The sequence below is a fragment of the Paraburkholderia sp. BR14320 genome (assembly GCF_040948665.1).
GTDB lineage: Bacteria > Pseudomonadota > Gammaproteobacteria > Burkholderiales > Burkholderiaceae > Paraburkholderia > Paraburkholderia youngii.
In genome coordinates this window covers 13622-39291 of sequence record NZ_JBFPKG010000008.1, presented here as the reverse complement: position 1 = coordinate 39291, position 25670 = coordinate 13622, and the positions used below count along the sequence as shown (strand labels likewise).

22 protein-coding genes and 1 pseudogene are annotated in these 25670 nt (G+C 64.9%); 15 read left to right on the top strand and 8 right to left on the bottom strand.

Annotated features, from left to right (window positions below):
* Positions 1–126: 126 nt before the first annotated feature.
* Both hslV and hslU read left to right on the top strand, forming a co-directional pair.
* On the top strand, positions 127–663 hold the full coding sequence (hslV, locus tag AB3X89_RS10650; protein WP_013088078.1) for an ATP-dependent protease subunit HslV: 537 nt from the start codon (positions 127–129) through the stop codon (positions 661–663).
* 10 nt (positions 664–673) lie between these two features.
* Positions 674–2020, top strand: a complete 1347-nt coding sequence (gene hslU / locus AB3X89_RS10645; protein WP_368583235.1) for an ATP-dependent protease ATPase subunit HslU — start codon at positions 674–676, stop codon at positions 2018–2020.
* A 99-nt stretch (positions 2021–2119) separates the two neighbouring features.
* Here the strand turns inward: hslU and AB3X89_RS10640 are convergent, their stop codons facing one another.
* Entirely contained in the window at positions 2120–2662 is a 543-nt protein-coding gene (locus AB3X89_RS10640) for a response regulator transcription factor (protein ID WP_013088076.1), read from the bottom strand.
* Positions 2659–3969, bottom strand: a complete 1311-nt coding sequence (locus tag AB3X89_RS10635) for an ATP-binding protein (RefSeq protein ID WP_368583234.1) — start codon at positions 3967–3969, stop codon at positions 2659–2661. The genes AB3X89_RS10640 and AB3X89_RS10635 overlap by 4 nt, the downstream gene beginning before the upstream one ends.
* A 126-nt stretch (positions 3970–4095) precedes the next feature.
* Between AB3X89_RS10635 and AB3X89_RS10630 the strand changes: the two are divergent.
* Positions 4096–5676: pseudogene (locus AB3X89_RS10630) on the top strand (hypothetical protein); the annotation flags it as partial.
* A gap of 7 nt (positions 5677–5683) precedes the next feature.
* Here the strand turns inward: AB3X89_RS10630 and AB3X89_RS10625 are convergent.
* The gene (locus AB3X89_RS10625) at positions 5684–5911 is read right to left on the bottom strand and encodes a cysteine-rich CWC family protein (RefSeq protein ID WP_368583354.1); all 228 of its coding nucleotides are present in this window, start codon (positions 5909–5911) and stop codon (positions 5684–5686) included.
* Positions 5912–6176: 265 nt separating this feature from the next.
* On the opposite strand from AB3X89_RS10625, the gene argB reads away from it, so the two are divergent.
* From argB to AB3X89_RS10590, 7 genes are all read left to right on the top strand, one after another.
* Positions 6177–7076, top strand: coding sequence for an acetylglutamate kinase (argB, locus tag AB3X89_RS10620; RefSeq protein WP_013088074.1), 900 nt, complete (start codon positions 6177–6179; stop codon positions 7074–7076).
* Between the two features lie 163 nt (positions 7077–7239).
* Positions 7240–8007 (top strand): pyrimidine 5'-nucleotidase, encoded by a 768-nt coding sequence (locus AB3X89_RS10615; RefSeq protein WP_368583233.1) that lies wholly within the window; start codon positions 7240–7242, stop codon positions 8005–8007.
* Positions 8008–8048: 41 nt separating this feature from the next.
* A complete protein-coding gene (gene slmA, locus AB3X89_RS10610; RefSeq protein WP_368583232.1) occupies positions 8049–8759 on the top strand; it encodes a nucleoid occlusion factor SlmA in 711 nt (236 codons plus the stop codon).
* Positions 8760–9080: 321 nt separating this feature from the next.
* Positions 9081–10226 carry a homoserine O-acetyltransferase gene (locus AB3X89_RS10605; RefSeq protein WP_368583231.1) on the top strand — a complete coding sequence of 382 codons (1146 nt, stop codon included), beginning with the start codon at positions 9081–9083 and terminating at the stop codon, positions 10224–10226.
* Complete coding sequence (gene metW, locus AB3X89_RS10600; protein ID WP_368583230.1) at positions 10223–10831, top strand: methionine biosynthesis protein MetW; 609 nt, start codon at positions 10223–10225, stop codon at positions 10829–10831. Before AB3X89_RS10605 ends, metW begins: the two co-directional genes overlap by 4 nt.
* 14 nt (positions 10832–10845) lie before the next feature.
* Positions 10846–12240 (top strand): AmpG family muropeptide MFS transporter, encoded by a 1395-nt coding sequence (locus AB3X89_RS10595; RefSeq protein WP_368583229.1) that lies wholly within the window; start codon positions 10846–10848, stop codon positions 12238–12240.
* Positions 12237–13466, top strand: coding sequence for a M48 family metallopeptidase (locus AB3X89_RS10590; protein WP_368583228.1), 1230 nt, complete (start codon positions 12237–12239; stop codon positions 13464–13466). Before AB3X89_RS10595 ends, AB3X89_RS10590 begins: the two co-directional genes overlap by 4 nt.
* 61 nt (positions 13467–13527) lie before the next feature.
* On the opposite strand, the gene AB3X89_RS10585 is transcribed toward AB3X89_RS10590, so the two are convergent.
* The 5 genes from AB3X89_RS10585 to gatC form a co-directional block, all read right to left on the bottom strand.
* A complete protein-coding gene (locus tag AB3X89_RS10585) occupies positions 13528–14307 on the bottom strand; it encodes an exodeoxyribonuclease III (protein WP_368583227.1) in 780 nt (259 codons plus the stop codon).
* A 52-nt stretch (positions 14308–14359) separates the two neighbouring features.
* Positions 14360–15199, bottom strand: a complete 840-nt coding sequence (locus AB3X89_RS10580) for a PPK2 family polyphosphate kinase (protein WP_368583226.1) — start codon at positions 15197–15199, stop codon at positions 14360–14362.
* A 132-nt stretch (positions 15200–15331) separates the two neighbouring features.
* Positions 15332–16807, bottom strand: coding sequence for an Asp-tRNA(Asn)/Glu-tRNA(Gln) amidotransferase subunit GatB (gene gatB / locus AB3X89_RS10575; protein ID WP_368583225.1), 1476 nt, complete (start codon positions 16805–16807; stop codon positions 15332–15334).
* Between the two features lie 5 nt (positions 16808–16812).
* Entirely contained in the window at positions 16813–18300 is a 1488-nt protein-coding gene (gene gatA, locus AB3X89_RS10570) for an Asp-tRNA(Asn)/Glu-tRNA(Gln) amidotransferase subunit GatA (RefSeq protein ID WP_368583224.1), read from the bottom strand.
* A gap of 158 nt (positions 18301–18458) precedes the next feature.
* Positions 18459–18758, bottom strand: a complete 300-nt coding sequence (gene gatC, locus AB3X89_RS10565) for an Asp-tRNA(Asn)/Glu-tRNA(Gln) amidotransferase subunit GatC (RefSeq protein ID WP_013088063.1) — start codon at positions 18756–18758, stop codon at positions 18459–18461.
* A 373-nt stretch (positions 18759–19131) separates the two neighbouring features.
* Between gatC and AB3X89_RS10560 the strand changes: the two genes are divergently transcribed.
* From AB3X89_RS10560 to rodA, 5 genes are all read left to right on the top strand, one after another.
* A complete protein-coding gene (locus AB3X89_RS10560) occupies positions 19132–20175 on the top strand; it encodes a rod shape-determining protein (RefSeq protein ID WP_004189550.1) in 1044 nt (347 codons plus the stop codon).
* A 154-nt stretch (positions 20176–20329) separates the two neighbouring features.
* Positions 20330–21493, top strand: coding sequence for a rod shape-determining protein MreC (gene mreC / locus AB3X89_RS10555; RefSeq protein WP_368583223.1), 1164 nt, complete (start codon positions 20330–20332; stop codon positions 21491–21493).
* Entirely contained in the window at positions 21490–22002 is a 513-nt protein-coding gene (gene mreD / locus AB3X89_RS10550) for a rod shape-determining protein MreD (RefSeq protein ID WP_176109827.1), read from the top strand. Before mreC ends, mreD begins: the two co-directional genes overlap by 4 nt.
* Positions 22003–22081: 79 nt before the next feature.
* A complete protein-coding gene (gene mrdA / locus AB3X89_RS10545; protein WP_368583222.1) occupies positions 22082–24457 on the top strand; it encodes a penicillin-binding protein 2 in 2376 nt (791 codons plus the stop codon).
* A 10-nt stretch (positions 24458–24467) separates the two neighbouring features.
* Positions 24468–25616, top strand: a complete 1149-nt coding sequence (rodA, locus tag AB3X89_RS10540) for a rod shape-determining protein RodA (protein WP_368583221.1) — start codon at positions 24468–24470, stop codon at positions 25614–25616.
* Positions 25617–25670: the final 54 nt, after the last annotated feature.

Genomic DNA, 25670 nt, shown 5'->3' with positions numbered 1-25670 from the left:
GCCCGCCCTAAAATAGATCGGACATGCGCTCACGAGCGCGCCAGCCGGCGCGCCGTCCGCTGACTGGATTCATGCGGTAGCGCGCAGCGCTGCCGCGTCCTACCCGTTTTGCAAAGAGGAACGCATATGGAGCAATTTCACGGCACGACGATCGTTTCCGTGCGCCGCGGCAACAAGGTGGCGCTCGGCGGTGACGGCCAGGTGACGCTCGGCAACATCGTCATGAAAGGCGGCGCGAAGAAGGTCCGGCGCATCTATAACGGCAAGGTGCTGGTCGGCTTCGCTGGCGGCACGGCGGATGCCTTCTCGCTGCTCGACCGCTTCGAGGCGAAGCTCGAAAAGCATCAGGGCAATCTGACGCGCGCGGCCGTGGAGCTCGCGAAAGACTGGCGCACCGACCGCATGCTGCGTCGTCTGGAAGCGATGCTGATCACCGCGGACGCGACCACCACGCTCGTCATCACGGGCAACGGCGACGTGCTCGATCCCGAAGGCGGCATCTGCGCGATCGGTTCGGGCGGTGCGTATGCGCAGGCGGCCGCGAAGGCGCTTGCCGACAACACCGAGCTGTCGCCGCGCGACATCGTGGAGAAATCGCTGGAAATCGCCGGCGACATGTGCATCTACACGAACCATAACCGCGTCATTGAGACGATCGAGTAAGGACCCATCGATGAGCACCATGACCCCCGCCGAGATCGTCTCCGAGCTCGACAAACACATCATCGGCCAAGGCCGCGCGAAGAAAGCCGTGGCCGTCGCGCTGCGCAACCGCTGGCGCCGTCAGCAGGTCGACGAACCGCTGCGCCAGGAAATCACCCCGAAGAACATCCTGATGATCGGACCGACCGGCGTCGGCAAGACCGAAATCGCGCGGCGTCTCGCGAAGCTCGCGGACGCGCCGTTCATCAAGATCGAAGCGACCAAGTTCACCGAAGTCGGTTACGTGGGCCGCGACGTCGACAGCATCGTGCGCGACCTGATCGAAATTTCGGTCAAGCAGACCCGCGAAACCGAAATGCGCAAAGTGCGGACCAAGGCCGGCGATCTCGCCGAAGACCGCATTCTCGACATCCTGCTGCCGACCGCACGGCCGGTCGGCTTCGGTTCGAGCACGAGTTCGACCGATACCGCCGATGAAGGCAGCACGACGCGTCAGACGTTCCGCAAGCGCCTGCGCGAAGGCCAGCTCGACGACAAGGAAATCGAGCTCGACGTCGAGCAGCCACAGGTCGGCATGGACATTATGGGGCCGCCGGGCATGGAAGACATGACCGAGCAGATCCGCTCGATGTTCGCCAACATCGGCGGCGGCAAGAAGACGCGCCGCAAGATGAAGGTCAAGGAAGCGCTGAAGGTGCTCACCGACGAAGAAGCCGGCAAGATGCTGAACGACGAAGAGGTGAAGTCCAAGGCGGTGCAGAACGTCGAGCAGAACGGCATCGTGTTTCTCGACGAAATCGACAAGATCGCGTCGCGCAACGAAGCGGGCGGCGGTGAAGTGTCCCGTCAGGGCGTGCAGCGCGATCTGCTGCCGCTCGTCGAAGGCACGACGATCAACACCAAGTACGGCATGGTGAAAACCGATCACATCCTGTTCATCGCGAGCGGCGCGTTCCATCTCGCGAAGCCGAGCGATCTGATTCCCGAGCTGCAAGGGCGCTTCCCGATTCGCGTCGAACTCGATTCGCTGTCGGTCAACGACTTCGAATCGATCCTCGTATCGACGGATGCGAGCCTCGTCAAGCAATACCAGGCGCTGCTCGCGACCGAAGACGTGCACCTCGAATTCGCCGACGACGGCATCCGCCGTCTTGCCGAGATCGCGTACTCGGTCAACGAGAAGACCGAGAACATCGGCGCGCGGCGTCTTTATACCGTCATCGAGAAGCTGCTAGAGGAAGTGTCGTTCTCGGCCGGCAATCATTCGGGCCGTACAGTGCAGATCGACGCGGCGTATGTCGATCGCGCGTTGAACGAAGTCGCGCAAGACGAGGATCTGTCGCGCTACGTGCTGTGATGTGCGCGGGCACAGCGCCGAGCGCTGATGCATGAAAAACGGGCTGCCTTCGGATATCGGATAGGCAGCCCGTTTTGCTTTGTGCTGTTCGATCGCGGCCTACTGCCTCACCGGCCGCTTCGCCAGCTTGCGCTGCAACGTGCGCCGATGCATGTTCAACGCGCGCGCGGTCGCCGAGATATTGCCGTTGTGTTCGGCGAGCACGCGCTGGATATGCTCCCATTCGAGCCGCGCCACCGACAGCGGCTGCGGATGCTCGATCGCCTCCTCGGCTTGCAACGCGCTCGCCTCGCTTTGCAGCGCCGACAGGATCGTCTCGACGTTGGCGGGCTTCGCGAGATAGTTGTCGGCGCCGTCCTTGACCGCTTGCACCGCGGTGGCGATGCTCGCGTAGCCGGTCAGCACCAGCATGCGCGCATCGGGCTGCAGATCGCGTAACGGTGCGACGAGCGTCAGGCCGGAGTCGTTGCCCAGATGCAGGTCCACGGTGATCTCGCTGAACTTCTGCTGATTCGCGAGCCGGATCGCCTCGTCCGCGTTGTGCGCTTCGCTCACCGTGTAGCCGCGCCGCGTCAAGCCGCGCGCCAGGATGCCGGAGAACACTTCGTCGTCGTCGATCACCAGAAAATTCTTTTCGCTCATGCCTGTTTCTCCGTGTTGGATGGCGCGGCGCCTTGGGGGCTCGCTCCGGAAATCTTGCGCGCGCCGAGCGGCAGTCGCAGCACCGCACGCGTGCCGCGCGGCCGCCCGCCGTTGGCGTCGGTCAGTTCAATCGATCCCTTCAGACGCGCCGCCGCCGAAAACGCCAGATACAGGCCGACGCCGTGACCGCCCTGCGTGCTCTCCACGGGCATCGTGCCGAGCGAGCCGCGTAGCGCGACCGGAATGCCAGGACCGCGGTCGCATACTTCGAACTCTATCTGGTCGCCGCGTGGTGCGAGCGTGCAGGACAGCGTCACGTGATCGCGGCTCGCGCGCGCGGCGTTGTCGAGCAGGATCGTCAGTATCTGGCTGACGGCCACCGTGTCGTTGAGACTGACATCGGCGGGCGGCGTGCCGAGCCGCTCGAACTTCACGTGCGGATGGCGCAGGCGCCATTGCTCGGCAAACGACTCGAGCCATTCGTCGACCGGCTCACGGTTCGTCGTGGTCGTCGCGCGACTGCGCAAGCGCGCGAGTGCCGACGTGCACAACGTCATCTGCTGCTCGAGCAGTTCGAGATCGGCGCGGTAGGGCGCGAGTCCCGCGTCGGTGCGCGCCGCGTCGCGCAATTCCTCTGACAACATCGCGATTGTAGACAGAGGGGTGCCGATTTCGTGTGCCACGGTGGCCGCCTGAACACCGAGCGCGACCGCCCGTTCGTCCTGGAGCAAGCGCTGCTGCGCTTCTCCAAGCGCTGCGTCACGTAGCCGCAGTGCCCGTGACATGCGCGCGACGAACCACGCGATCAGCCCCACGCTGACCATGAAGTTGACCCACATGCCCGAACGATAGTAGTCGAACAGGTTGGCGGGATTCTCGAGATTGAGCGGCACCGAATCGAAACTGAGCATCGCGTAGCAGGCGACCGCGAACGCCGCGAGCCAGGCCATCAGGTACCACGGCAGCACGGCCGCCGCGATCGCGAGCGATGGCAGGTATAGCGACACGAACGGGTTGGTGGTGCCGCCGGACAGGAACAGCAGCGCCGACAACGCGCCGAGATCGACCCAGATCTGCCCGAACAGCTCGATGTTGGACTCGGGACGCTGCTGCGACACGCGAAACCATGTGAGCGCATTGAACAGCACTTCGAGCCCGATCACGAGCAGCATCGCGGGCAAGGGCAGATTGGCGCCGATGAAGATCTGCACGAACGCGATCGTCAGCAACTGACCGATGATCGCGAGGCTGCGCAGCCAGAACAGGTGACCGAGATTGACGCGGCCGGTGTTGGTTATACGTTGCATGACCCTAGTCTACCCGTTCGGACCCGCATGGCTGACCACGCGGCCGAGTGCCGGTAACATGACTGTGTTCGAAATAGCATTGCACGCCGCCGCGCTGCATCGACGACTGTTCCGCGCCATCCCTTCATGCCGCCCACCGCGATTCGAGAAGCCGACGCTTCTTCCGCATACCTGACTTTACTGCGCGATGCCGCCGCGGCCCGAGCCAGTGGCGCCACGGCGGACGAAGCCCGTTACCTCGACGCCGCGGCCAAGCTGCATCCGCTCGACGGCGCCTCGCTCGACGCGCTGATCGCCGCATGGCTCGCGAAGCAGCGCCATGCGGAGGCGATCGAACTCGCCGCCATTATTGCCAAACTCGATGCGGGGAGCGCCGTCGCGCACTTCCGCGCCGGCTACACGCTGCAGATGGCCGGCCGGCATGCCGACGCGATCGCTCCGTATCGTCGCGCGCTGGCGCTCGATCCGGCACTGCCGCAATTACGCAACAATCTCGCGAGCGCGCTGACAATTACCGACGGCGATCTGAGCGAACAGCTCGCGCTGCTCGAAGCCGCGATCCGCGATACCCCCGACGATGGCAACGCATGGATCAACCTCGCCAACGCGTATCGCCAGAGTCTGGACCTGCCGCACGCGCTCGATGCCGGCGCGCAGGCCGTGCAGTGCGCGCCTCGCAGTCCGCTGGCTTACAACAACTATGCGCTGACGTTACGTGAAGCGCAACGCTGGGACAACGCCGAACAGGCCGCCGCGACGGCCTGCGAGCTCGCCCCGCAGAACCCGGCGATGCGCTCGAACCTCGGCATGCTGCAACTCCTGCGCGGTCGATACGCCGAAGGGTGGGCGTCACACGAGTCGCGCTGGGACGGCTCCAAGGAGCTCGCCGGCAGCCGTCCCCTGATGCCGGCGCCGATCTGGCGCGGCGAGCCGCTCGCCGGCAAGACGCTGCTCGTATGGGGCGAACAGGGGATGGGCGACGTGCTGCAGTTCAGCCGCTATATCCCGATGCTGGCAGAGCGCGTGCATCGCGAGAGCGGCCGCGTCGTGTGGAATTCGTTTCCGCAGATGGGCGCGCTGCTCGCGCGCAGCCTCGGCGCTCATGTCGACGGTTTCTCGTCCGGCGGCGGCATCGAGTCGCTGCCGCCGATGGACTATGAAATTCCGCTGCTGAGCTTGCCGCTGATCTTCGACACCCGCGAAGAGACCATTCCAGCCGCGCCCTACCTGTTCGCCGATGTGGCCGCGTTTGCGGCGTGGCGCGAGCGCGTTGCCGACGGGCGCCGCCTGAAGGTAGGCCTCGCGTGGACGGGTAGCCGCGGGCATCAGCGCAACCCGTTTCGCAGCGTCGGCTGGCAGCGCTATGCCGCCCATTTCGCCGGCATCGACGACGTCACGTTCTACTCGCTGCAGCCGGGCGCGGCCGCTGAGGTCGCCGCCGCCCGCGCGGCCGGCCTGCGCATCATCGATCACACTGCAAGCCTCGCGACCTTCGACGACACCGCCGCCTTCGTCGGCGCGCTCGACCTCGTGATCACCGTATGCACATCGGTCGCGCATCTGAGCGGCGCGCTCGGTCAGCGCACGTGGGTGCTGCTCGACGTCAATCCGCATTGGGTCTGGTTGCTGGAGCGCGGCGACAGCCCGTGGTATCCGAGCGCCACGTTGTATCGGCAGCCGCGGTTCGGCGAATGGGAGCCGGCGCTGGCAGCGTTTACGGGGGTTCAACGCCACTTGCCTCGCGTGTCGCCTGGGCGATCTCAGCGGCGAGACATTCCGGGCACAAGCACGGGCCGCCCGGCTTCAGCCGCTCCGCCGGCAGCGGCGGCAGAGCACGGCACCAGCACGGAGATGTTGTCTCGCCCTGCATGCCGCAGTCGAAGGCATTGCCGCAGCGCGGACAGCGCGCGCTGCGCCCGGAACGGGTAGAAGACGGTTTCATTGCGGATGGGCGCGAAAGGCCGGAGGCATCGGTCAGATCATGATGCCATGACTGATACGCCTGGGTGCAGCCGTCCGTTCGGCCAATGCACGGCCGTCACGCAAGTGCGTTACGCTTGCCGTTTACCCGTCCCGTGACCCGTCATGGTGCGGTACGCCAAACCTGCACCGCCCGTCGCTCGCGCTGCTGCCGAAAACCCTGTTGCAGCGCGCCAGTCCTGTACAATTCGCGCTGTTTTAACTGTTCCGTGCCCGAGCCTGCCGCCATGTCCGAGCTTCCCGACCTCTCGCAGATTGCGCCCACCCTGAAAGCCGAAATTCTGGCCGAGGCGCTGCCCTACATCCGCCAGTATCACGGCAAGACCGTGGTCATCAAATACGGCGGCAACGCCATGACCGAAGAGCGTCTGAAGCAGGGCTTCGCGCGCGACGTGATTCTGCTGAAGCTGGTCGGCATCAACCCGGTCATCGTGCACGGCGGTGGTCCGCAAATCGACCAGGCGCTTAAGAAAATCGGTAAACAGGGCACGTTCATCCAGGGCATGCGCGTCACCGACGAAGAGACGATGGAAGTCGTCGAATGGGTGCTCGGCGGCGAGGTGCAGCAGGACATCGTGATGCTGATCAACCACTTCGGCGGCCACGCGGTCGGCCTGACCGGCAAGGATGGCGGCCTGATCCACGCGCGCAAGATGCTGATGCCGGATCGGGAAAAGCCCGGCCAGTACGTCGACATCGGCCAGGTCGGCGAAGTCGAAGCGATCAACCCGGCGGTCGTGAAGGCACTGCAGGACGACGCGTTCATTCCGGTGATCTCGCCGATCGGCTTCGGCGAAGACGGTCTGTCGTACAACATCAACGCGGACCTCGTCGCGGGCAAGCTGGCGGTCGTGCTGAACGCCGAAAAGCTCGTGATGATGACCAACATCCCCGGCGTGATGGACAAGGAAGGCAATCTGCTGACCGACCTGTCAGCGCGCGAAATCGACGGCCTGTTCGAAGACGGCACGATCTCCGGCGGCATGCTGCCGAAAATTTCGTCCGCGCTCGATGCGGCGAAGAGCGGCGTGCGCTCGGTGCACATCATCGACGGTCGCATCGAGCACTCGGTGCTGCTCGAAATTCTGACCGAACAGCCGTTCGGCACGATGATCCGCTCGCATTGAGCGTTGCGGCATCCCCGGCACAGGGGTTGCGTCACTGTGGCGCGCCCCCTGTGCTCCACCTCGCGGCTGGCAGCCTATGCGCGCCGCCGAGCGTCGCTGCGACACACTTCCCGCATCCGCATCCGCAGCATGAAACGCCCGTCAGCGGCTGAAGACCTCCAACATGCGCACCCCCACTTCGCGGCGCCGCCGTCCTGACATCGCGAGCGGCAAGCCAGTCTGGCTGTTCGACCTCGACAACACGCTGCATCGTGCGTCGCATGCCATTTTTCCCGCGATCAATCGCGGCATGACCCAGTACATCATCGACGCGCTGCAAGTCGACATCGACGAAGCCAACCGTCTGCGCACCGGCTACACGCTGCGCTACGGCGCGGCACTGCTCGGGCTCACGCGCCACCATCCGCTCGACGCGCACGACTTCCTGAAGGTCGTGCACACGTTCCCCGACCTCGGTTCGATGATCCGCCACGAGCGCGGCGTCGCGCGGCTGGTCGCGGCGCTGCCGGGCCGCAAGATTGTGCTGACCAATGCGCCCGAAACGTACGCGCGCGCCGTGCTCGCCGAGTTGCGCATCGAGCGGCTGTTCGAGCGGGTGATCGCGATCGAGCACATGCGCGATCGCCGCCAATGGCGCGCGAAGCCCGATCACGCGATGCTGCGCCGCGCGATGCGCGACGCGCACGTGTCGCTGAAAGACGCGATCCTCGTCGAGGACACGCGTTCGCACCTGAAAAATTATCGGCGGCTCGGCATCCGCACCGTGTGGATCACCGGGCACCTGCCGCGCAAGCCGCACGCGGCCGGCGTACCGACGCGCCTGCCGGGCACCGGCCGGCCTCATTATGTCGACCGCAGCATTCGTTCGCTAAAATCGCTACGACTGGGCACGCGCTCGGTTCGATGGAAGGGACGCAAGCCTGGACAGTAAGGACGAAAGCCGCCAACGACATCAGCCGGGGGACGACAGCCATGCAGCCGATCGACAAGCCTGACGAAGCCTCAGCCGCAGACTCCGCCGCGGCGCCCGCCGCGACACGCGCAACGCGTCCGAAGCCGGGCGAGCGTCGCGTGCACATCCTGCAAACGCTCGCCAGCATGCTTGAGGCGCCGAAGAGCGAAAAGGTCACCACCGCCGCGCTCGCCGCCCGGCTCGGTGTGTCGGAAGCCGCGCTGTATCGCCATTTCGCCAGCAAGGCGCAGATGTTCGAAGGGCTGATCGAGTTCATCGAGCAGACGCTGTTCGGGCTCATCAACCAGATCACCGGTCACGAAAGCAACGGCGTGCTGCAGGCGCGCTCGATCGCGCTGATGCTGCTCAACTTCCCCGCGAAAAATCCCGGCATGACGCGCGTGCTGACCTGCGAGGCGCTGGTCGGCGAGCACGAACGGCTGACCGAGCGCGTGAACCAGATGCTCGAACGGGTCGAGGCATCGCTGAAGCAGTGCTTGCGGCTCGCGCAAACCGAAGCGCTTGCCCGTGCTGATAACCACGCCACAGGCCATACCGACCCGCAGACCGCGCCGCCATCCGCCGCACTGCCCGCCGGCTACGATCCCGCGATTCGCGCGAGCCTGCTGGTGAGCTACGTGATCGGCCGCTGGCATCGCTATGTGCGCAGCGGTTTCGCGCGGCCGCCCGCCGAACACGCGGACGAGCAACTGCTGCTGATTCTTCAGTAGTCCGCGAGGACTCGCCCCCCTTCGCGCGGCACCGTCCGCGCCGCTGCCGCGTGGAATTTTCCGCTATACTTTGCGCCTGACGCCGCCGCGGTCCCACGATGAACAACAGACCGCGCCAAGGCATCCCGAACACGTTGCACCCGGTTTCACACCCTTTCACGCGCCGATTTGCTGACTCGATTGCGGGCGCGCGAACCTTGGGCCTCAGGCCCGCGGTTCACTATAAATGCGGCTAAAGAGGTCGTCAGCTGCGCACACCGCCCTTCTCTCCGTGCTTCGCCGACGCCGTTTAGCCGCCCTGTTGACTCAATGGCGGAATGAATGGACTCCATCGGCATCGTCGCTCCCCAAAAAATGCATTTCACCGAGCCGCTGCGCTTGCGCAACGGCAGCTCGCTCGCGGGCTACGACCTGATGGTCGAGACCTACGGCACGCTCAATGCCGCGCGCAGCAATGCGGTGCTCGTGTGTCACGCGCTAAACGCATCGCATCACGTGGCGGGCGTGTACGCCGACAATCCGAAGGACATCGGCTGGTGGGACAACATGGTGGGCCCCGGCAAGCCGCTCGATACCGACAAATTCTTCGTGATCGGCGTGAACAACCTCGGCTCGTGCTTCGGCTCGACCGGGCCGATGAGCATCGACCCCGCCACCGGTAAGCCGTATGGCGCGACGTTTCCGGTCGTCACCGTCGAAGACTGGGTCAACGCGCAGGCGCGCGTCGCCGACGCGTTCGGCATCACGCGCTTCGCCGCCGTGATGGGCGGCAGCCTCGGCGGCATGCAGGCGCTCGCATGGAGCATGATGTACCCCGAGCGGATCGCGCATTGCATCGTGATCGCATCGACGCCGAAGCTGTCCGCGCAGAACATCGCGTTCAACGAGGTCGCGCGCTCGGCGATCCTGTCGGACCCCGACTTCCACGGCGGCAACTACTACGCGCACGGCGTGAAGCCGAAGCGCGGCCTGCGCGTCGCGCGGATGATCGGCCACATCACTTATCTGTCGGACGACGACATGGCCGAGAAATTCGGCCGCTCGCTGCGTCGCGCGGAAGGCGCGCTCGATGACTACAACTTCAGCTTCGACGTCGAGTTCGAAGTGGAATCGTATCTGCGCTATCAGGGCGACAAATTCGCCGACTACTTCGACGCCAACACCTACCTGCTGATCACGCGCGCGCTCGACTACTTCGATCCGGCCAAGGCCTTCGATGGCGATCTGACCGCCGCGCTCGCGCACACCACCGCGAAGTATCTGATCGCGAGCTTCTCGACCGACTGGCGTTTCGCGCCGGCTCGCTCGCGTGAACTGGTGAAGGCGCTGCTCGACCACAAGCGCACGGTCACCTACGCGGAGATCGACGCGCCGCATGGCCACGACGCCTTCCTGCTCGACGACGCGCGCTATCACAACCTGCTGCGCGCCTACTACGAACGCATTGCAAACGAGGTCAACGCATGAACCAGCGAGCACTTGATTACCTGGCATCGCGCCCGGACTTCCGCGCGATCGCCCGCTGGGTCGAACCGCATTCAACGGTGCTCGATCTCGGCTGCGGCGACGGCTCGCTGCTGTCGCTGCTGAACGAGGAACTGGAGGTGCAGGGCTACGGCATCGAGATCAACGACGCCGGCGTGCTCGCCGCGACGCAGAACGGCGTCAACGTGATCCAGCAGAATCTCGAAGACGGCCTGCGCCTGTTCGAAGACGGCAGCTTCGATTTCGCGGTGCTGTCGCAGACGCTGCAGACCATTCATCAGACCGCGGCGATCCTGCGCGAGACGGTGCGGGTCGGCAAGCAATGCATTGTGTCGTTTCCGAATTTCGGCTACTGGGCGCATCGGCTGTCGGTGCTGCAGGGGCGCATGCCGGTGTCGAAGTCGCTGCCTTATCAATGGCACAACACGCCGAACGTGCGCGTGCTGACGATCAAGGACTTCGAAGCGCTCGCGCCCGAAGTCGGCATCGAAATTCTCGATCGTGTCGTGCTGCACGACGGACAGGTGGTGCGGTGGGGCGTGAACTGGCGTGGTAGTCTTGCGGTCTATCGCGTCAAGAAAAGCTAACCTCAGTTATCCACATGTCGAACCCGCCGCACGAGGCGCCCGCACTTACCGCTCACGAAGAACACCCCGGCTGGCGCGCGTTTTTGAATACGCGCATGCTGATTTGCGTCTTTCTCGGCTTTACGTCGGGATTGCCGCTGTTTACGCTCGTCTACCTCGTGCAGGCGTGGCTGCGCTCGGAAGGCGTCAATCTGAAGGAAATCGGCCTGTTCGCGCTGATCCAGTTTCCGTACACCTGGAAATTCGTGTGGGCGCCGCTGATGGACCGTTACGTGCCGCGCGTGCCCGGCTGGCGGCCCGGCAGACGGCGCGGCTGGATGCTCGTCACACAATTGCTCGTGGCCGGCGCGATGGCGACGCTCGGTTTCGTGTCGCCGCGCGAAGCGATCTGGAGCGTCGCCGCGCTGACCGCGCTGGTCGCGTTCTTCGGCGCGAGCTCCGACATCGTGATCGACGCGTACCGGCGTGAATTGCTCAGCGACACGCAGCAGGGCCTCGGCAACGCGGTGCATGTGAACGCGTACAAGATCGCGGCGCTCGTTCCCGGTTCGCTCGCGCTGATTTTGTCCGATCATCTGCCGTGGAGCACCGTGTTCATCGTGACGGCCGCGTTCATGCTGCCTGGCGTTCTGATGACTCTGGTCGTGCGCGAGCCCGAGGTGCACGGCCAGCCGCCGAAGAATCTGCGCGAGGCGATCGTCGAGCCGTTCAGGGAATTCATTCAGCGCGACGGCTGGCGCGGTGCACTCTTCGTACTCGGCTTCATCTTTCTCTACAAGCTCGGCGATACGATGGCGACCACGCTGTCCACGTCGTTTTTCCTCGACATCGGCTTTTCGCGCACGCAGATCGGCGTGATTGCGAAGACCACGGCATTCGGCGCGAGTCTCGCGGGCGGCATCGTCGGCGGCATCTGGCTGATGAGGATCGGCATCGGCCGTGGGTTGTGGATCTTCGGTTTGCTGCAGATGGTGTCGACGCTCGGCTTCGCGTGGCTCGCGCATCTCGGTCCCGATTCGCCCGGACTTGCCGCGATTTACAACATCGCCGTCGCGCTGAGCCAGGGGACAACGAAGCTGCTGTCGTTGATCGGCATCGACTGGAGCGTGCAGCTCGATCCGCGCTCGGTCGCGCTCGCGCTCGTCTACGGCTTCGAGACCTTCGCCACCGGTCTGACGATGGCCGCGTTCACCGCTTACATCGCGAGCACCACCGATCCGCGCTATACCGCGACGCAGTTCGCGCTGTTCACGAGCCTCGCGTCGGTGCCGCGCACGCTCGCGTCGGCGGCGAGCGGCTTCGTGGTCGCGCGGATCGGCTGGTTCGACTACTTCATCCTCTGTACCGCGCTCGCGGTGCCTGGCATGCTGCTGCTGGTGCGCATCGCGCCGTGGAGGGAGCGGTCGTGAAGGTACCGTTTCCGGCCCGCGCGCGCCGCGCCTCACTCAGCGCGGTACGTGTGCTCGGCTGCGCGAGCGTCGCGCTGGCGATGCCGATGGGCGCCTATGCGGCCGGCGCCCCAGCGACTGGCGCCAGCCCGGTGAGCGGCGCGCAAGCGCCTGCGCCGGCTGCCGCCGCCGCGACCACGAGCGGTGCAACAGCCAACCCGGCCCCGACGCCTGCGGCCAAGTCCGCGCCAAGCGGCGCCAGCGCAGAAAACGCAACCTCGTCTGCGGCCGGCAACAGCGGCACCGGCGGCGCCAATCCTGGCGCGAATAACAGCACCGGCGCCAACGCCGGTGCCGCGGGCGCGTCCGGCGCTAGCGGCAGCGCTCCGAGCGCCGGCGCGTCGGCCCCCCCGGCCGTCCCGCCGCCCTACTACGTGAGCCCGCAGCTTCGCTACGGCGGCTACATGGTGTTCCGCAACCTGATCCCGTCGTCGATGCTCGAGGCGCAGGCCGCCGAGGAGTTCAACCAGATAGTCTACGGCGCCAGCCACGCGAACCGCCTGTACGGCGACACGGACGCGCGCGTGACGCGCGTGCGCTCGATCATCGACCGGATGATTCCGTACTCGCTGAAATGGAACGAGCGAGCCAAGGGCTGGAAGTGGGAAGTCGCGGTGGTGCGCTCGAACGACATCCGCATGTACTGCCTGCCGGGCGGCAAGATCGTCGTCTATAGCGGGATACTCGATCGCGTGCGCCTGAACGACAACGAGGTCGGCATGCTGATCGGCCACGAGATCGCGCACGCGTTGCGCGAGCACGCGCGCATGCGGCTCGGTCAGTTGCAGGCGAGCCAGCTCGATTCGTCCGGCACGATCCCGCAACTGTTCGGTCTCGCCGACCTGGGCATGGCGCCGCTCGGCATCGGTTCGCGTCTGCTGGAAATGAAGTACGAGAGCACCGACGAAACCGAAGCCGACGTGATCGGCAGCGATATCGCGTCGCGCGCCGGCTTCGATCCGCGCGCGGCGGTCACGCTGTGGGACAAGCTCGCGCAAGCGACGCGCGGCAATCGCGAGCAGGGCTTCATCTACGTGCACCCGTTCACACCGGCGCGCCGCGACGACATCATCAAGCGGCTGCCGGACATGCTGTCGCTGTACGCGAAAGCAATCGGCAAGAACGTCGACGAGTTGCCCGATTACGCGGGCATCGGCCGTCCGGCGCGCAAGACGGCGCGCGACTGAGACGCCGTTTCTACCGGCTGCTGGCAGTCGACGGCGCTGCACGCGCCGGCGGCCGATGGGCTTACTTGCTGACCTTGTGGTCGTAGTCGACGGTCAGCGGCGCATGGTCGCTGAACTTGATGTCGCGGAACACGTCGGTGCGCTTCGCCTTGCTTGCGATGCCCGGCGTCGCGATCTGGTAATCGATCCGCCACCCGACGTTCTTCGCATACGCCTGACCGCGATTGCTCCACCACGTGTACTGCTCGGGCCGCGGGTCGAGCGTGCGGAACACGTCCACATAACCGACTTCGTCGAACAGTTTATCGAGCCACGCGCGCTCTTCGGGCAGGCAGCCCGAATTCTTCTGGTTGCTCTTCCAGTTCTTGATGTCGATTTCCTTGTGCACGATGTTCACGTCGCCGCACACGATCACCTCGCGCTCCTTGGCCAGCTCGGCGAGATGCGGCATGAACTCGTCCATGAAACGGAACTTGGCCTGCTGGCGCTCGTCGCCGCTCGACCCCGACGGCACATACACCGAAACCACCGACAGCTTGCCGAAACGCAGCTCGACATAGCGCCCTTCCGGGTCGAACTCCTCGCTGCCGAAGCCGATCACCACTTCGTCCGGCTCATGACGCGTATAGACGCCCGCGCCGCTGTAGCCCTTTTTCACCGCGTGCTGGAAATAGCCGGTGAAATCGTGCGGCGCCATGAACTCCGGCGTCATGTCGTCCTGCGAGCATTTGATTTCCTGCACGCACAGCACATCGGCGCCTTGTTCGCCGAACCATTCGAAAAAGCCCTTCTTGGCCGCCGAGCGGATGCCATTGAGGTTGGCGGTAATCACACGCAACATGTCGTTCCTCTTTTGTTCGATTCGTTTCTGAAGCCAAAGGCCGAAGTCGCGTTCACTCGACCTTGACGCCCTTCAGCGATTCCTTCGCTGGCGGATATTCGAGCTTCAGCGCATTGAGCGTGCGCAGCAGCAGTTCGGCGACCATCACGTTGCGATGCGTCTTCGAGTCGGCCGGAATCACGTACCACGGCGCGTATTCGGTCGACGTCGCGGCCAGCGCGTCGCGATACGCGGACTGATATGCGTCCCACTGCTTGCGCGCTTCGAGATCCGACACGTCGAATTTCCAGTGCTTCAGCGGATCGTCGATGCGCTCCTGCAAACGCACACGCTGCTCGTCCTTCGAAATGTGCAGCATGCACTTGAGGATCGTCGCGCCGCTGTAGGCGAGCAACTGCTCGAACTGACGGATGTGGCAGCAGCGCTGCTGGAAGGCTTCGGCGTCGAGTTCGCCCTGCACGGTCGGAACGAGCAGGTCTTCGTAGTGACTGCGATTGAAGATCGTCAGCTCGCCAGCCGCGGGTGCCTGCGAATGCACGCGCCACAGGAAGTCATGCGCGAGCTCGACGGGCGTCGGCGCCTTGAACGGCACGATGCGCAAGCCGAGCGGGTCGACTTCGTGAAATACCGCGCGAATCGTGCCGTCCTTGCCGCTCGTGTCCATGCCTTGCAGCACCAGCAGAACGCGACGCTTGCGCTGCGCGTGCAGCCGCTCCTGCAGATTGTCGAGCAGCAGGCCCACTTCCGACAGACGCGCGCGGTCCGCGTCTTTCGAGCCGCTCGAAAACGGCTTGGCCTTAGGATCGAAATGGTCTAGCGAGAAATGGTTTTTCTTCTTGCCGTCGTCGAAGTACGGCACGCGGAAATCGTCGAGATCGGGATGCTTTGTCATGCACACACTCCGTGGTCTGCGCTTAACCGGCTGAAGCGGGTCCGCAAAATAAAACGGGCCGTTGCCCTGCTTCGATCCGGCAACGGCCCGTGATGACTCGGGCGTGACCACGCCCGGCCGCGGCACTTCAACTCAGGACAACTTCTTCTTTAGCAATTCATTGACCTGAGCAGGGTTGGCCTTACCCTTGGTTGCTTTCATCGCCTGGCCGATCAGCGCGTTGAACGCCTTTTCCTTGCCGGCGCGATATTCGTCGACCGACTTCTGGTTCGCGGCGAGCACTTCGTCGATGATCGCTTCGAGCGCGCCGGTGTCCGAAATCTGCTTCAGGCCCTTCGCCTCGATGATGCGATCGGCGGCGGCTTCGTCGGTGGCCTTCTCTTCCCAGATCGCGAGGAAGATTTCCTTCGCGATCTTGTTCGAGATCGTACCGTCGGCAATGCGTTGCAGAACCAGCGCGAGCTGTGCGGCCGAGACCGGGCACGCGGCAATGTCGAGGCCTTCGCGATTGAGCTGCGACGACACTTCGCCCATCACCCAGTTCGCCGCGACCTTCGCGTTGGCCGGACCGACCTTCGCGACCACCGCTTCATAGTAAGCGGCCGTCGCCTTGCTCGAGGTCAGCACGTTCGCGTCGTACGGCGTGAGGCCGTACTGCGACACGAAGCGCCGCTGGATCGCTTCGGGCAGCTCCGGCATCTCGCTCTTCACGCGCTCGACCCATGCTGCGTCGATCACGAGCGGCATCAGGTCGGGGTCGGGGAAATAGCGATAGTCGTGCGCGTCTTCCTTGCTGCGCATCGAGCGCGTTTCGCGCTTGTCCGGATCGTACAGACGCGTTTCCTGCACCACCGTACCGCCGTCTTCGATCAGCTCGATCTGGCGACGCACTTCGTACTGGATCGCTTCTTCAAGGAAGCGGAACGAGTTCAGGTTCTTGATCTCGGCGCGCGTGCCGAATTCTTTCTGGCCGAGCGGACGCACCGACACGTTCGCGTCGCAGCGGAACGAGCCTTCCTGCATGTTGCCGTCGCAAATCCCGAGCCACACGACGAGCGTGTGCAGCGATTTCGCGTAGGCAACGGCCTCGGCCGCGCTGCGCATTTCTGGCTCGGTGACGATTTCGAGCAGCGGCGTGCCGGCACGATTCAGATCGATGCCGGTCATGCCAGCGAAGTCTTCGTGCAGCGACTTGCCCGCGTCTTCCTCGAGGTGGGCACGCGTCAGGTTGATGGTTTTCTCGTACGCTTCCTTGCCCGCCTTTTCATTGGCCGGCACCTGGATCGTCACCTGACCGCCCTGCACGACGGGAATTTCGTACTGGCTGATCTGGTAGCCCTTCGGCAAATCCGGGTAGAAGTAATTCTTGCGCGCGAAGATGCTGCGCGGCGCGACCGTTGCGCCGATCGCGAGGCCGAACTGAATCGCACGTTCGACCGCGCCGCGGTTCATCACCGGCAGCGTGCCCGGCAAGGCCAGATCGACGGGGCTTGCCTGCGTGTTCGGCGCGGCGCCGAATTGGGTCGCGGTGCCCGAGAAGATTTTCGAATGCGTCGACAACTGCGTGTGGGTCTCCAGACCGATCACGACTTCCCATTGTTTCGTCATGGTGCTCACACTCCTGCCGGTGCCTGACGGTGCCAGTCGGTCGCGCGCTGGAACGCGTCGGCCACCTGCAGCATCCGGGCTTCATTGAAATAGTTGCCGATGATCTGCAGACCGACCGGGCGCTGAGCATTCGTGCCCGCGCCAAAACCGCACGGCACGCTCATGCCCGGCAGGCCAGCGAGGCTCACCGACAGCGTGTAGATGTCGGCCAGATACATCTGCACCGGATCGTCGCCCTTCGCGCCGATGTCCCACGCCACCGACGGCGCGACCGGTCCCATGATCACGTCGCACTGCTTGAACGCTTCCTGGAAGTCCTGCGCGATGATGCGGCGGATCTTCTGCGCCTGCAGGTAGTACGCGTCGTAGTAGCCGTGCGACAGCACGTAAGTGCCGACCAGAATGCGGCGCTTCACTTCGGGGCCGAAGCCTTCGGCGCGCGACTTCTTGTACATGTCCAGCAGATCGCGGTACTCGGCCGCGCGGTGGCCGAAGCGCACGCCGTCGAAACGCGACAGGTTCGACGAGGCTTCGGCCGGCGCGATCACGTAGTAGACCGGGATCGACAGTTCGGTTTTCGGCAGCGACACCTCGACGAGCGTCGCGCCGAGCGCTTCGTACTGCTTCAACGCGGCGTCGATCGACGCGCGCACGTCGTCGGCGAGACCGGCGCCGAAGTACTCCTTCGGCAGGCCGATGCGCAGGCCAGCGAGCGGCTTGTCCGCGCCGCCGTCCCGCCACGACTTGCCGAGGTAGCGCGTGTAATCCTCGTGCTCGTGCGACAGGCTCGTCGAGTCGCGCTCGTCGAAGCCGGCCATCGCGTTGAGCAGGGTCGCGCAGTCCGCGGCGCTTTGCGCCATCGGGCCGCCCTGATCGAGCGACGACGCGAACGCGATCATGCCGTAGCGCGACACGCGGCCATACGTCGGCTTGATGCCCGTGATACCCGAGAACGACGCCGGCTGACGGATCGAGCCGCCAGTGTCGGTGCCGGTCGCGGCGGGCGCGAGACGCGCGGCCACGGCGGCCGCCGAGCCGCCCGACGAACCGCCCGGCACGGCCTTGCGGTCCCACGGATTCTGCACGGCGCCAAAATACGAATTCTCGTTGGACGAGCCCATCGCGAACTCGTCCATGTTGGTCTTGCCCACGCACACCATGCCGGCGTTCTGCAGACGCGCGACCGCGGTCGCATCGAACGGGCTCTCGTAGTTCGCGAGCATCTTCGAGCCGGCCGTGGAGCGCCAGCCCTTCGTGACGAACACGTCCTTGTGCGCGATCGGCACGCCGACGAGCGGGCCGGCGTGGCCGGTGTGCAGCAGCGCGTCGGCGGCTTTCGCCTGCGCGAGCGTCAGTTCGGGATCGACCTGGATGAACGCGTTCAGGCTGTTGGCCGCGTCGATCCGCTTGAGGTACAACTGCGCCAGTTCGACTGCGGAGCATTCCTTGGCCGCGAGCGCAGCGCGCAGTTCGGTCAAACTTTTTTCATGCATTGCGTTTTATCCTGGAAAGCGCGGCAGCGTAGTCACGCTGCCGTGGAGGCGTTCGGTTGCCCGTCGGCAGACGGCCCGGCAAGGTACGCGGCGACGCCGCGCGGCTGCGGCACGAAAGACTCGCGCCGACGCCGGGCCGAGGGTCTGCCCGGCGCGTCTTATTCGATCACCTTCGGCACGAGATACAAGCCGTCCTGAACGGCCGGCGCGGGGCGCTGGAAAGCCTCGCGCTCGACCGTCTCGGTGACGGCGTCGTCACGCAGACGCAGCGCGACGTCTTCGATCTGCTCGATCGGGTGGGCAAGCGGGGCGATGCCGGTGGTATCGACCGCCTGCATCTGCTCGACGAGGCCGAAAAAATCATTGAGCTGGGCACGCGTGTGCTCTGCGTCGGAATCGGCCAGTTCGAGCCGCGCGAGATGCGCGATGCGTTTTACATCGGTCAGGGTCAGAGCCATGCAGTCACCGGAAAGGGTGGAATCCCACAACAGTTAAAAAGTCGCGCTGTAACAGCGGGTTACGACAAGATAGGACAATCTGAAAAAAGAAGCGGCAACGGAAAAATGTACGCTCCGTTTCCTTCAAAACATCCAAAATTATAAGGTATCATTACGCGTTCGACCCAAACCCGGACCGACTTACCAAGGCCTTACGGACAATTCAAAGAACGTCCGGCGTTTTCCGCCCTGGCTTTGCAACGGCCTCCGGTAGACTCCCCCGCGGCTTCAAGTTCATGTGGCGTCGCTACCGCCCGGTTGAAGCTGTTATTTATTCCGCTGCCGTCCTACGCATACGGTGCGAGGCCCGGCCCCCAGCGAGACAGGATTTTGAATGTTCGGTTTTTTGCGCAGCTACTTCTCCAACGACCTGGCCATTGACCTCGGCACCGCCAACACGCTTATCTACATGCGCGGCAAGGGCATCGTTCTCGACGAACCGTCGGTCGTGTCGATCCGCCAGGAAGGCGGCCCGAACGGCAAGAAGACCATTCAGGCAGTCGGCAAGGAAGCCAAGCAGATGCTCGGCAAGGTGCCGGGCAACATCGAGGCGATCCGCCCGATGAAAGACGGCGTGATCGCCGACTTCACCGTCACCGAGCAGATGATCAAGCAGTTCATCAAGACTGCTCACGAATCGCGCATGTTCTCGCCGTCGCCGCGCATCATCATCTGCGTGCCGTGCGGTTCGACCCAGGTCGAGCGTCGCGCGATCAAGGAAGCCGCGCACGGCGCGGGCGCCTCGCAGGTATACCTGATCGAGGAGCCGATGGCCGCCGCGATCGGCGCGGGCCTGCCGGTGTCGGAAGCAACGGGTTCGATGGTCGTCGACATCGGCGGCGGCACGACCGAAGTCGGCGTGATCTCGCTCGGCGGTATCGTGTACAAGGGCTCGGTGCGCGTCGGCGGTGACAAATTCGACGAAGCGATCGTCAACTACATCCGCCGCAACTACGGCATGCTGATCGGCGAGCAGACCGCCGAAGCGATCAAGAAGGAAATCGGCTCCGCGTTCCCGGGCTCCGAAGTCAAGGAAATGGAAGTGAAGGGCCGCAATCTGTCGGAAGGCATTCCGCGCAGCTTTACGATCTCCAGCAACGAAATCCTCGAAGCGCTGACCGATCCGCTGAACCAGATCGTGTCGTCGGTAAAGATCGCACTGGAACAAACGCCGCCGGAACTCGGCGCGGACATCGCCGAGCGCGGCATGATGCTGACCGGCGGTGGCGCGCTGCTGCGCGATCTCGACCGACTGCTGGCCGAAGAAACCGGCCTACCGGTGCTCGTCGCCGAAGATCCGCTGACTTGCGTCGTGCGCGGATCGGGCATGGCGCTCGAGCGCATGGACAAGCTCGGCAGCATCTTCTCGTACGAGTAAGCGAGCCTTCCTCCCATGTCAGTAGCGCGGATCTGGCACACGGCCCCTTGCGGGCCGCTTTGTCGTTGGCTGGGCCGACCAGCCTCCGCGCGCTGACCGCGCTTGCCTAGCGCGCCGCCGTCTCACCCAACCGCTCACGCCCCCGGCGCCGACCATGGAATACAGTCCGCCGCCCCTGTTCAAGCAAGGCCCCTCCGCTCTCGCGCGACTGGTGTTCTTCGTCGTGCTGGCGCTCGCCCTGCTGATCTCCGACGCCCGCTTCCAGACGCTCGAAATCGTCCGCGGCGTGCTCGGCGCGGGTCTTTATCCGTTGCAGCGCGCGGCGCTCGTGCCGCGCGACATCTTCATGGGCGCCGCCGATCTCGCCGTGACGAGCGCCACGCTACGCAACGAAAACGCGAAGCTGCGCGCGAAGGATCTGCAACTGTCGCAGCAGGCCAACACGGCCGCTTCGCTCGCTGCCGAGAACACCCATCTGCGCGCGCTGATGCAACTGTCGCAGCAGTTGACCACGCAATCGCTTCCCGCCGAAATCCAGTACGACACGCGCGATCCGTTCACGCAGAAGGTCGTGATCGGACGGGGCGCTCAACAAGGCATCCAGAACGGCTCGCCGGTCGTCGACGAGGACGGCGTGATCGGCCAGGTCACACGCGTGTTCCCGCTGCAGGCCGAAGTCACGCTGCTGACGGACAAGGATCAGGCGGTGCCGGTCGAAATTCTGCGCACCGGCTTGCGCAGCGTGATCTACGGCACGCCGAAGGGCGACACGCTCGATCTGCGCTTCGTGCCGATCAGCGCGGACGTGCAAACCGGCGACGAACTCGTCACCAGCGGTCTCGACGGCGTGTATCCGCCGGGGCTGCCGGTCGCGAAGGTCGTACGCGTCGACAAGCAGGCCGACACCGCGTTTGCCCGCGTAGTCAGTCTGCCGGTCGCGGCGGTGCGCGGCGCGCGTCAGGTGCTGGTGCTGCACGTCCAGAACACCGCGCCGCCGCGCCCGGCCGACGAACCCGACGCGGCAACCGTCGCGAAAGAGGCGAAAGCGAAGAAGGGCGTCAAAGCCGCGGAAGGCAAGAGCGCGGCGGAGAAATCCACCGGCAAGTCGGCGGACAAGAACGCCGCCGATAAAGCCGCGGCCGAAAAGCCGGCAGCCAAATCCACGGAGAAGGCGCCGGCCAAACCCGCCGCCGACAAGAAGCCCGAAAAGCTCGCCGCCGACAAGAAGCCCGAAAAGCCCGCAGCCGACAGAAAAGCCGAAAAACCGGCCGCCGCGAAGAACGCGAAGCCGCAAGCCGAGCCGGGGGCTCAGCCATGAATCGCCCGCAATACATCCTGCAGCCAGTCAACCCGTACTTCATCGCGTTCAGCCTCGCCTCCGCGTTCCTGCTGAACCTGATGCCGTGGGGGCGTCTCGCCGGCGTGCCCGATTTCGTCGCGCTCGTGTTGCTGTTCTGGAATGTGCATCAGCCGCGCAAGGTCGGCATGGGCATCGCGTTTTTTCTCGGCCTGCTGATGGACGTGCACAACGCGAGCCTGCTCGGCGAACACGCGCTCGCCTACACGCTGCTGTCGTACGGCGCGATCACGATTCACCGCCGCGTGTTGTGGATGTCGCTCGGCGTGCAAACCTTCGCGGTGATGCCACTGCTCGTCGTCGCGCAACTGGTGCCGTTCGTGATCCGCCTGTTGACCGGTGCGGCGTTTCCGGGCTGGAGTTATCTGATCGACGGTTTCGTCGAAGCCGCGCTGTGGCCGCTCGCGAGCATCTTGCTGCTGATGCCGCAGCGCCGCCCGGCTGACCCGGACGATACGCGCCCCATTTGATCCCGCATCGGGCCCGCCGCCCGGGGCCAGTTTGGGCGCACACTCTTGATGGCCGCACGCCGGCCTTTTGCAGAATCGCATGACCGAATTCAAGGACACTCAACAGCAGCTCACGAAATTCCGCCTGCGCGTCGCGGCGGCGGGCCTGTTCGTGTTCGTCTGCTTCGGGCTGATCGGCTTCCGCTTCCTGTTCCTGCAGGTCTGGCACTACAGCAAGTACTCGCTGCAGGCCGATGAAAACCGCATCTCCGTCGCGCCGATCGTGCCGAACCGCGGCATCATCACCGACCGCAACGGCGTCGTGCTCGCGAAGAACTACTCGGCCTACACGCTCGAAATCACACCGTCGAAGCTGAACGACACGCTCGATAACGTGGTCGACAACCTCGCCACGGTAGTCTCGATCGACGCGCGCGACCGCCGCCGCTTCAAGAAGCTGCAGGAAGACTCGAAGAATTTCGAAAGTCTGCCGATCCGCACGCGCCTGACCGACGACGAAGTCGCGCGTTTCACCGCGCAGCGCTTCCGCTTCCCCGGCGTCGAAGTGCGCGCGCGGCTGTTCCGCCAGTACCCGCTCGGGCCGACCGCCGCGCACGTGATCGGCTACATCGGACGGATTTCGCAGCGCGACCAGGACCGCATCGACGACGCCAGCGATCAGAACGACAGCGATCCGGACCACTACGATCCGCGTCTGGACGCGAACAACTACAAGGGCACCGATTACATCGGCAAGATCGGCGTCGAGCAGAGCTACGAAACCGAGCTGCACGGCCAGACCGGCTTCGAGGAAGTCGAGGTGACGGCGGGCGGCCGCCCGGTGCGCACGCTGTCGCGCACCCAGGCGACGCCGGGCAACAACCTCGTGCTGTCGCTCGACATCGGCCTTCAGCAGGTCGCCGAGCAGGCGTTCGCCGGACGTCGCGGCGCGCTCGTCGCCATCGAGCCGTCCACCGGCGACGTGCTCGCGTTCGTGTCGGCGCCGAGCTTCGACCCGAATTCATTCGTCGACGGCATCGACCAGCAGACCTGGGACGAGCTGAACAACTCGCCCGACCATCCGCTGCTGAACCGGCCGCTACACGGCACCTACCCACCGGGCTCGACCTACAAGCCGTTCATGGCGCTCGCCGCGCTGTCGCTGCACAAGCGCACGCCGAGCTGGGGCTTCCAGGACCCCGGCTACTACACGTTCGGCGGACACACGTTCCGCAACGACGTGCGCTCGGGCCAGGGTTGGGTGGACATGAATCGCGCGATCGTCGTGTCGAACGACACGTACTTCTACATGCTCGCGCACGATCTCGGCGTCAACAACATCGCGAACTTCATGAAGCCGTGGGGTTTCGGACAGATCACCGGCATCGACATCGCCGGCGAAGCGAAGGGCATCCTGCCGTCGACCGACTGGAAGCGCCATGCGTATCGCCGCCCCGAGCAGCAGAAGTGGTACGAAGGCGAAACGGTCAGCCTCGGCATCGGTCAGGGCTACAACTCGTTCACGATCCTGCAGCTCGCGCATGCCACCGCAACGCTCGCGAACAACGGCGTCGTGATGAAGCCGCACCTCGTGCGCGACATCGAGAATCCGATCACGAAGGACACGCGGCCGGTGGTGCGCGACCCGAGCGACAAGATCGCGGTCAAGCAGCAGGATATCGACTTCATCAAGCACGCGATGGAAGGCGTGGTCACGAACGGCACGGCGGCCAAGGTGTTCGCGGGCGCCGCGTACCAGGCGGCGGGCAAGACCGGTACCGCGCAGGTGTACTCGCTGCAGGGCGCGAACTACAAGGGTCACGCGATCGCCGAGAATTTGCGCGATCACGCGCTGTTCATCGCGTTCGCGCCAGTCGAGCAACCGAAGATCGCGCTCGCGCTGATCGTCGAAAACGGCGGCTGGGGCGCGGAGGCGGCCGGTCCGATCGCGCGCCGGGTGCTCGACTATTACCTGGTCGGCAAGAACAAGCCCGGCGTGGTGGAAGCCGCCGTCGCGGCAGCGGCATCGAACACCGCCGAAGCGTCCGCGCCACAGGTCGGTGAGACGCCGACGCAGCATGAGGGCGCCCAGCCGCTGAGGATTGCGGCGGGCTTCAAGGCACTGCCGGTGCCGGGGGCGGCGGCTGCCGTGGCGGCCTCGGGTGCGTCGGCGGCTGTTGCGGCTTCGGACTCGAATGGCGCGTCCGTGCCGGTGGCGGCATCGGCTGGCGCGGCGGCAACGGTGCCGGCCAGCGCACCGGCAGCGGCTTCGGCCGGCGCGGCGCGGGCGGCGTCGGCGGCCAGGCCGGCATCGGCTTCGGCCGCGGCAAAGCAATCCGCGTCGCGTACGTCCGGCGCCCCGCACAAACCCCGTCCGGCCAGCGAGCCGGCACCGAGCGTCGCGGCCCCATCGCGCGAGAACAGCGTCCAGGGCGCGTCACCGCGCCAGCCCGCCACCAGCGGTATCGACGAATAAGGAGAAAGGCATGCAATTCGACAAGCGCGCCTGGCTCGACCGCATCAAGCGGATGTTCGCGGGCTTCGACCGTCCGCTCGCACTGATCGTGTTTCTGCTGCTGTGCGTCGGCATCGTCACGCTGTACAGCGCGAGTCTCGACGTGCCGGGCCGCGTCGAAGACCAGCTGCGCAACATCCTGCTCACCTTCGTGCTGATGTGGGGGCTCGCCAATGTGCCGCCCAATACGCTGATGCGCTTCGCGGTCCCGCTTTACACGTTCGGGATCGCGCTACTGGTCGCAGTCGCGATGTTCGGTCTCACGCGCAAGGGCGCGAAGCGCTGGATCAACGTCGGCGTGGTGATCCAGCCATCGGAAATACTGAAGATCGCGACACCGCTGATGCTCGCCTGGTACTACCAGCGCCGCGAAGGCGTGATGCGCTGGTACGACTACCTTGTCGGCTTCGCGATCCTCATCGTGCCGGTCGGCCTGATCGCGAAACAGCCCGACCTCGGCACGGCCGTGCTCGTGTTCGCCGCCGGCCTGTTCGTGATTTACTTCGCGGGGCTGAGCTTCAAGCTGATCGTACCGGTCCTGATCGCAGGCGTGATCGCGGTTGTGTCGATCGCGGCGTTCCAGGACAAGATCTGTCAGCCCGAAGTGCAGTGGCCGCTAATGCACGACTATCAGAAGCACCGTATCTGTACGCTGCTCGATCCGACCTCGGACCCGCTCGGCAAAGGCTTCCACACGATTCAGGCGGTGATCGCGATCGGTTCGGGCGGCCCGCTCGGCAAGGGCTGGCTGAAGGGCACGCAAGCGCATCTGGAGTTCATCCCCGAGAAGCACACCGACTTCATCTTCGCGGTGTTTTCGGAAGAGTTCGGTTTGGCGGGCGGGATCGTGCTGCTCACGCTGTACATGCTATTGATCGCGCGCGGGCTCTACATCGCGGCCAACGGCGCGACCTTGTTCGGGCGATTATTGGCCGGCTCTTTGACGATGGCGTTCTTCACGTACGCGTTCGTCAATATCGGCATGGTGAGCGGGATTCTGCCGGTGGTCGGCGTGCCGTTGCCGTTCATGAGTTACGGTGGCACCGCGCTGACTACATTGGGTGTCGCGACCGGGCTGATCATGAGTGTCGCGCGACAGAAGCGGTTGATGCAGAGCTAAGCGTCGCTAGCGGCACGCAGCAATCGAAAATGCAAAAGGGCGCTCGTTGCGAGC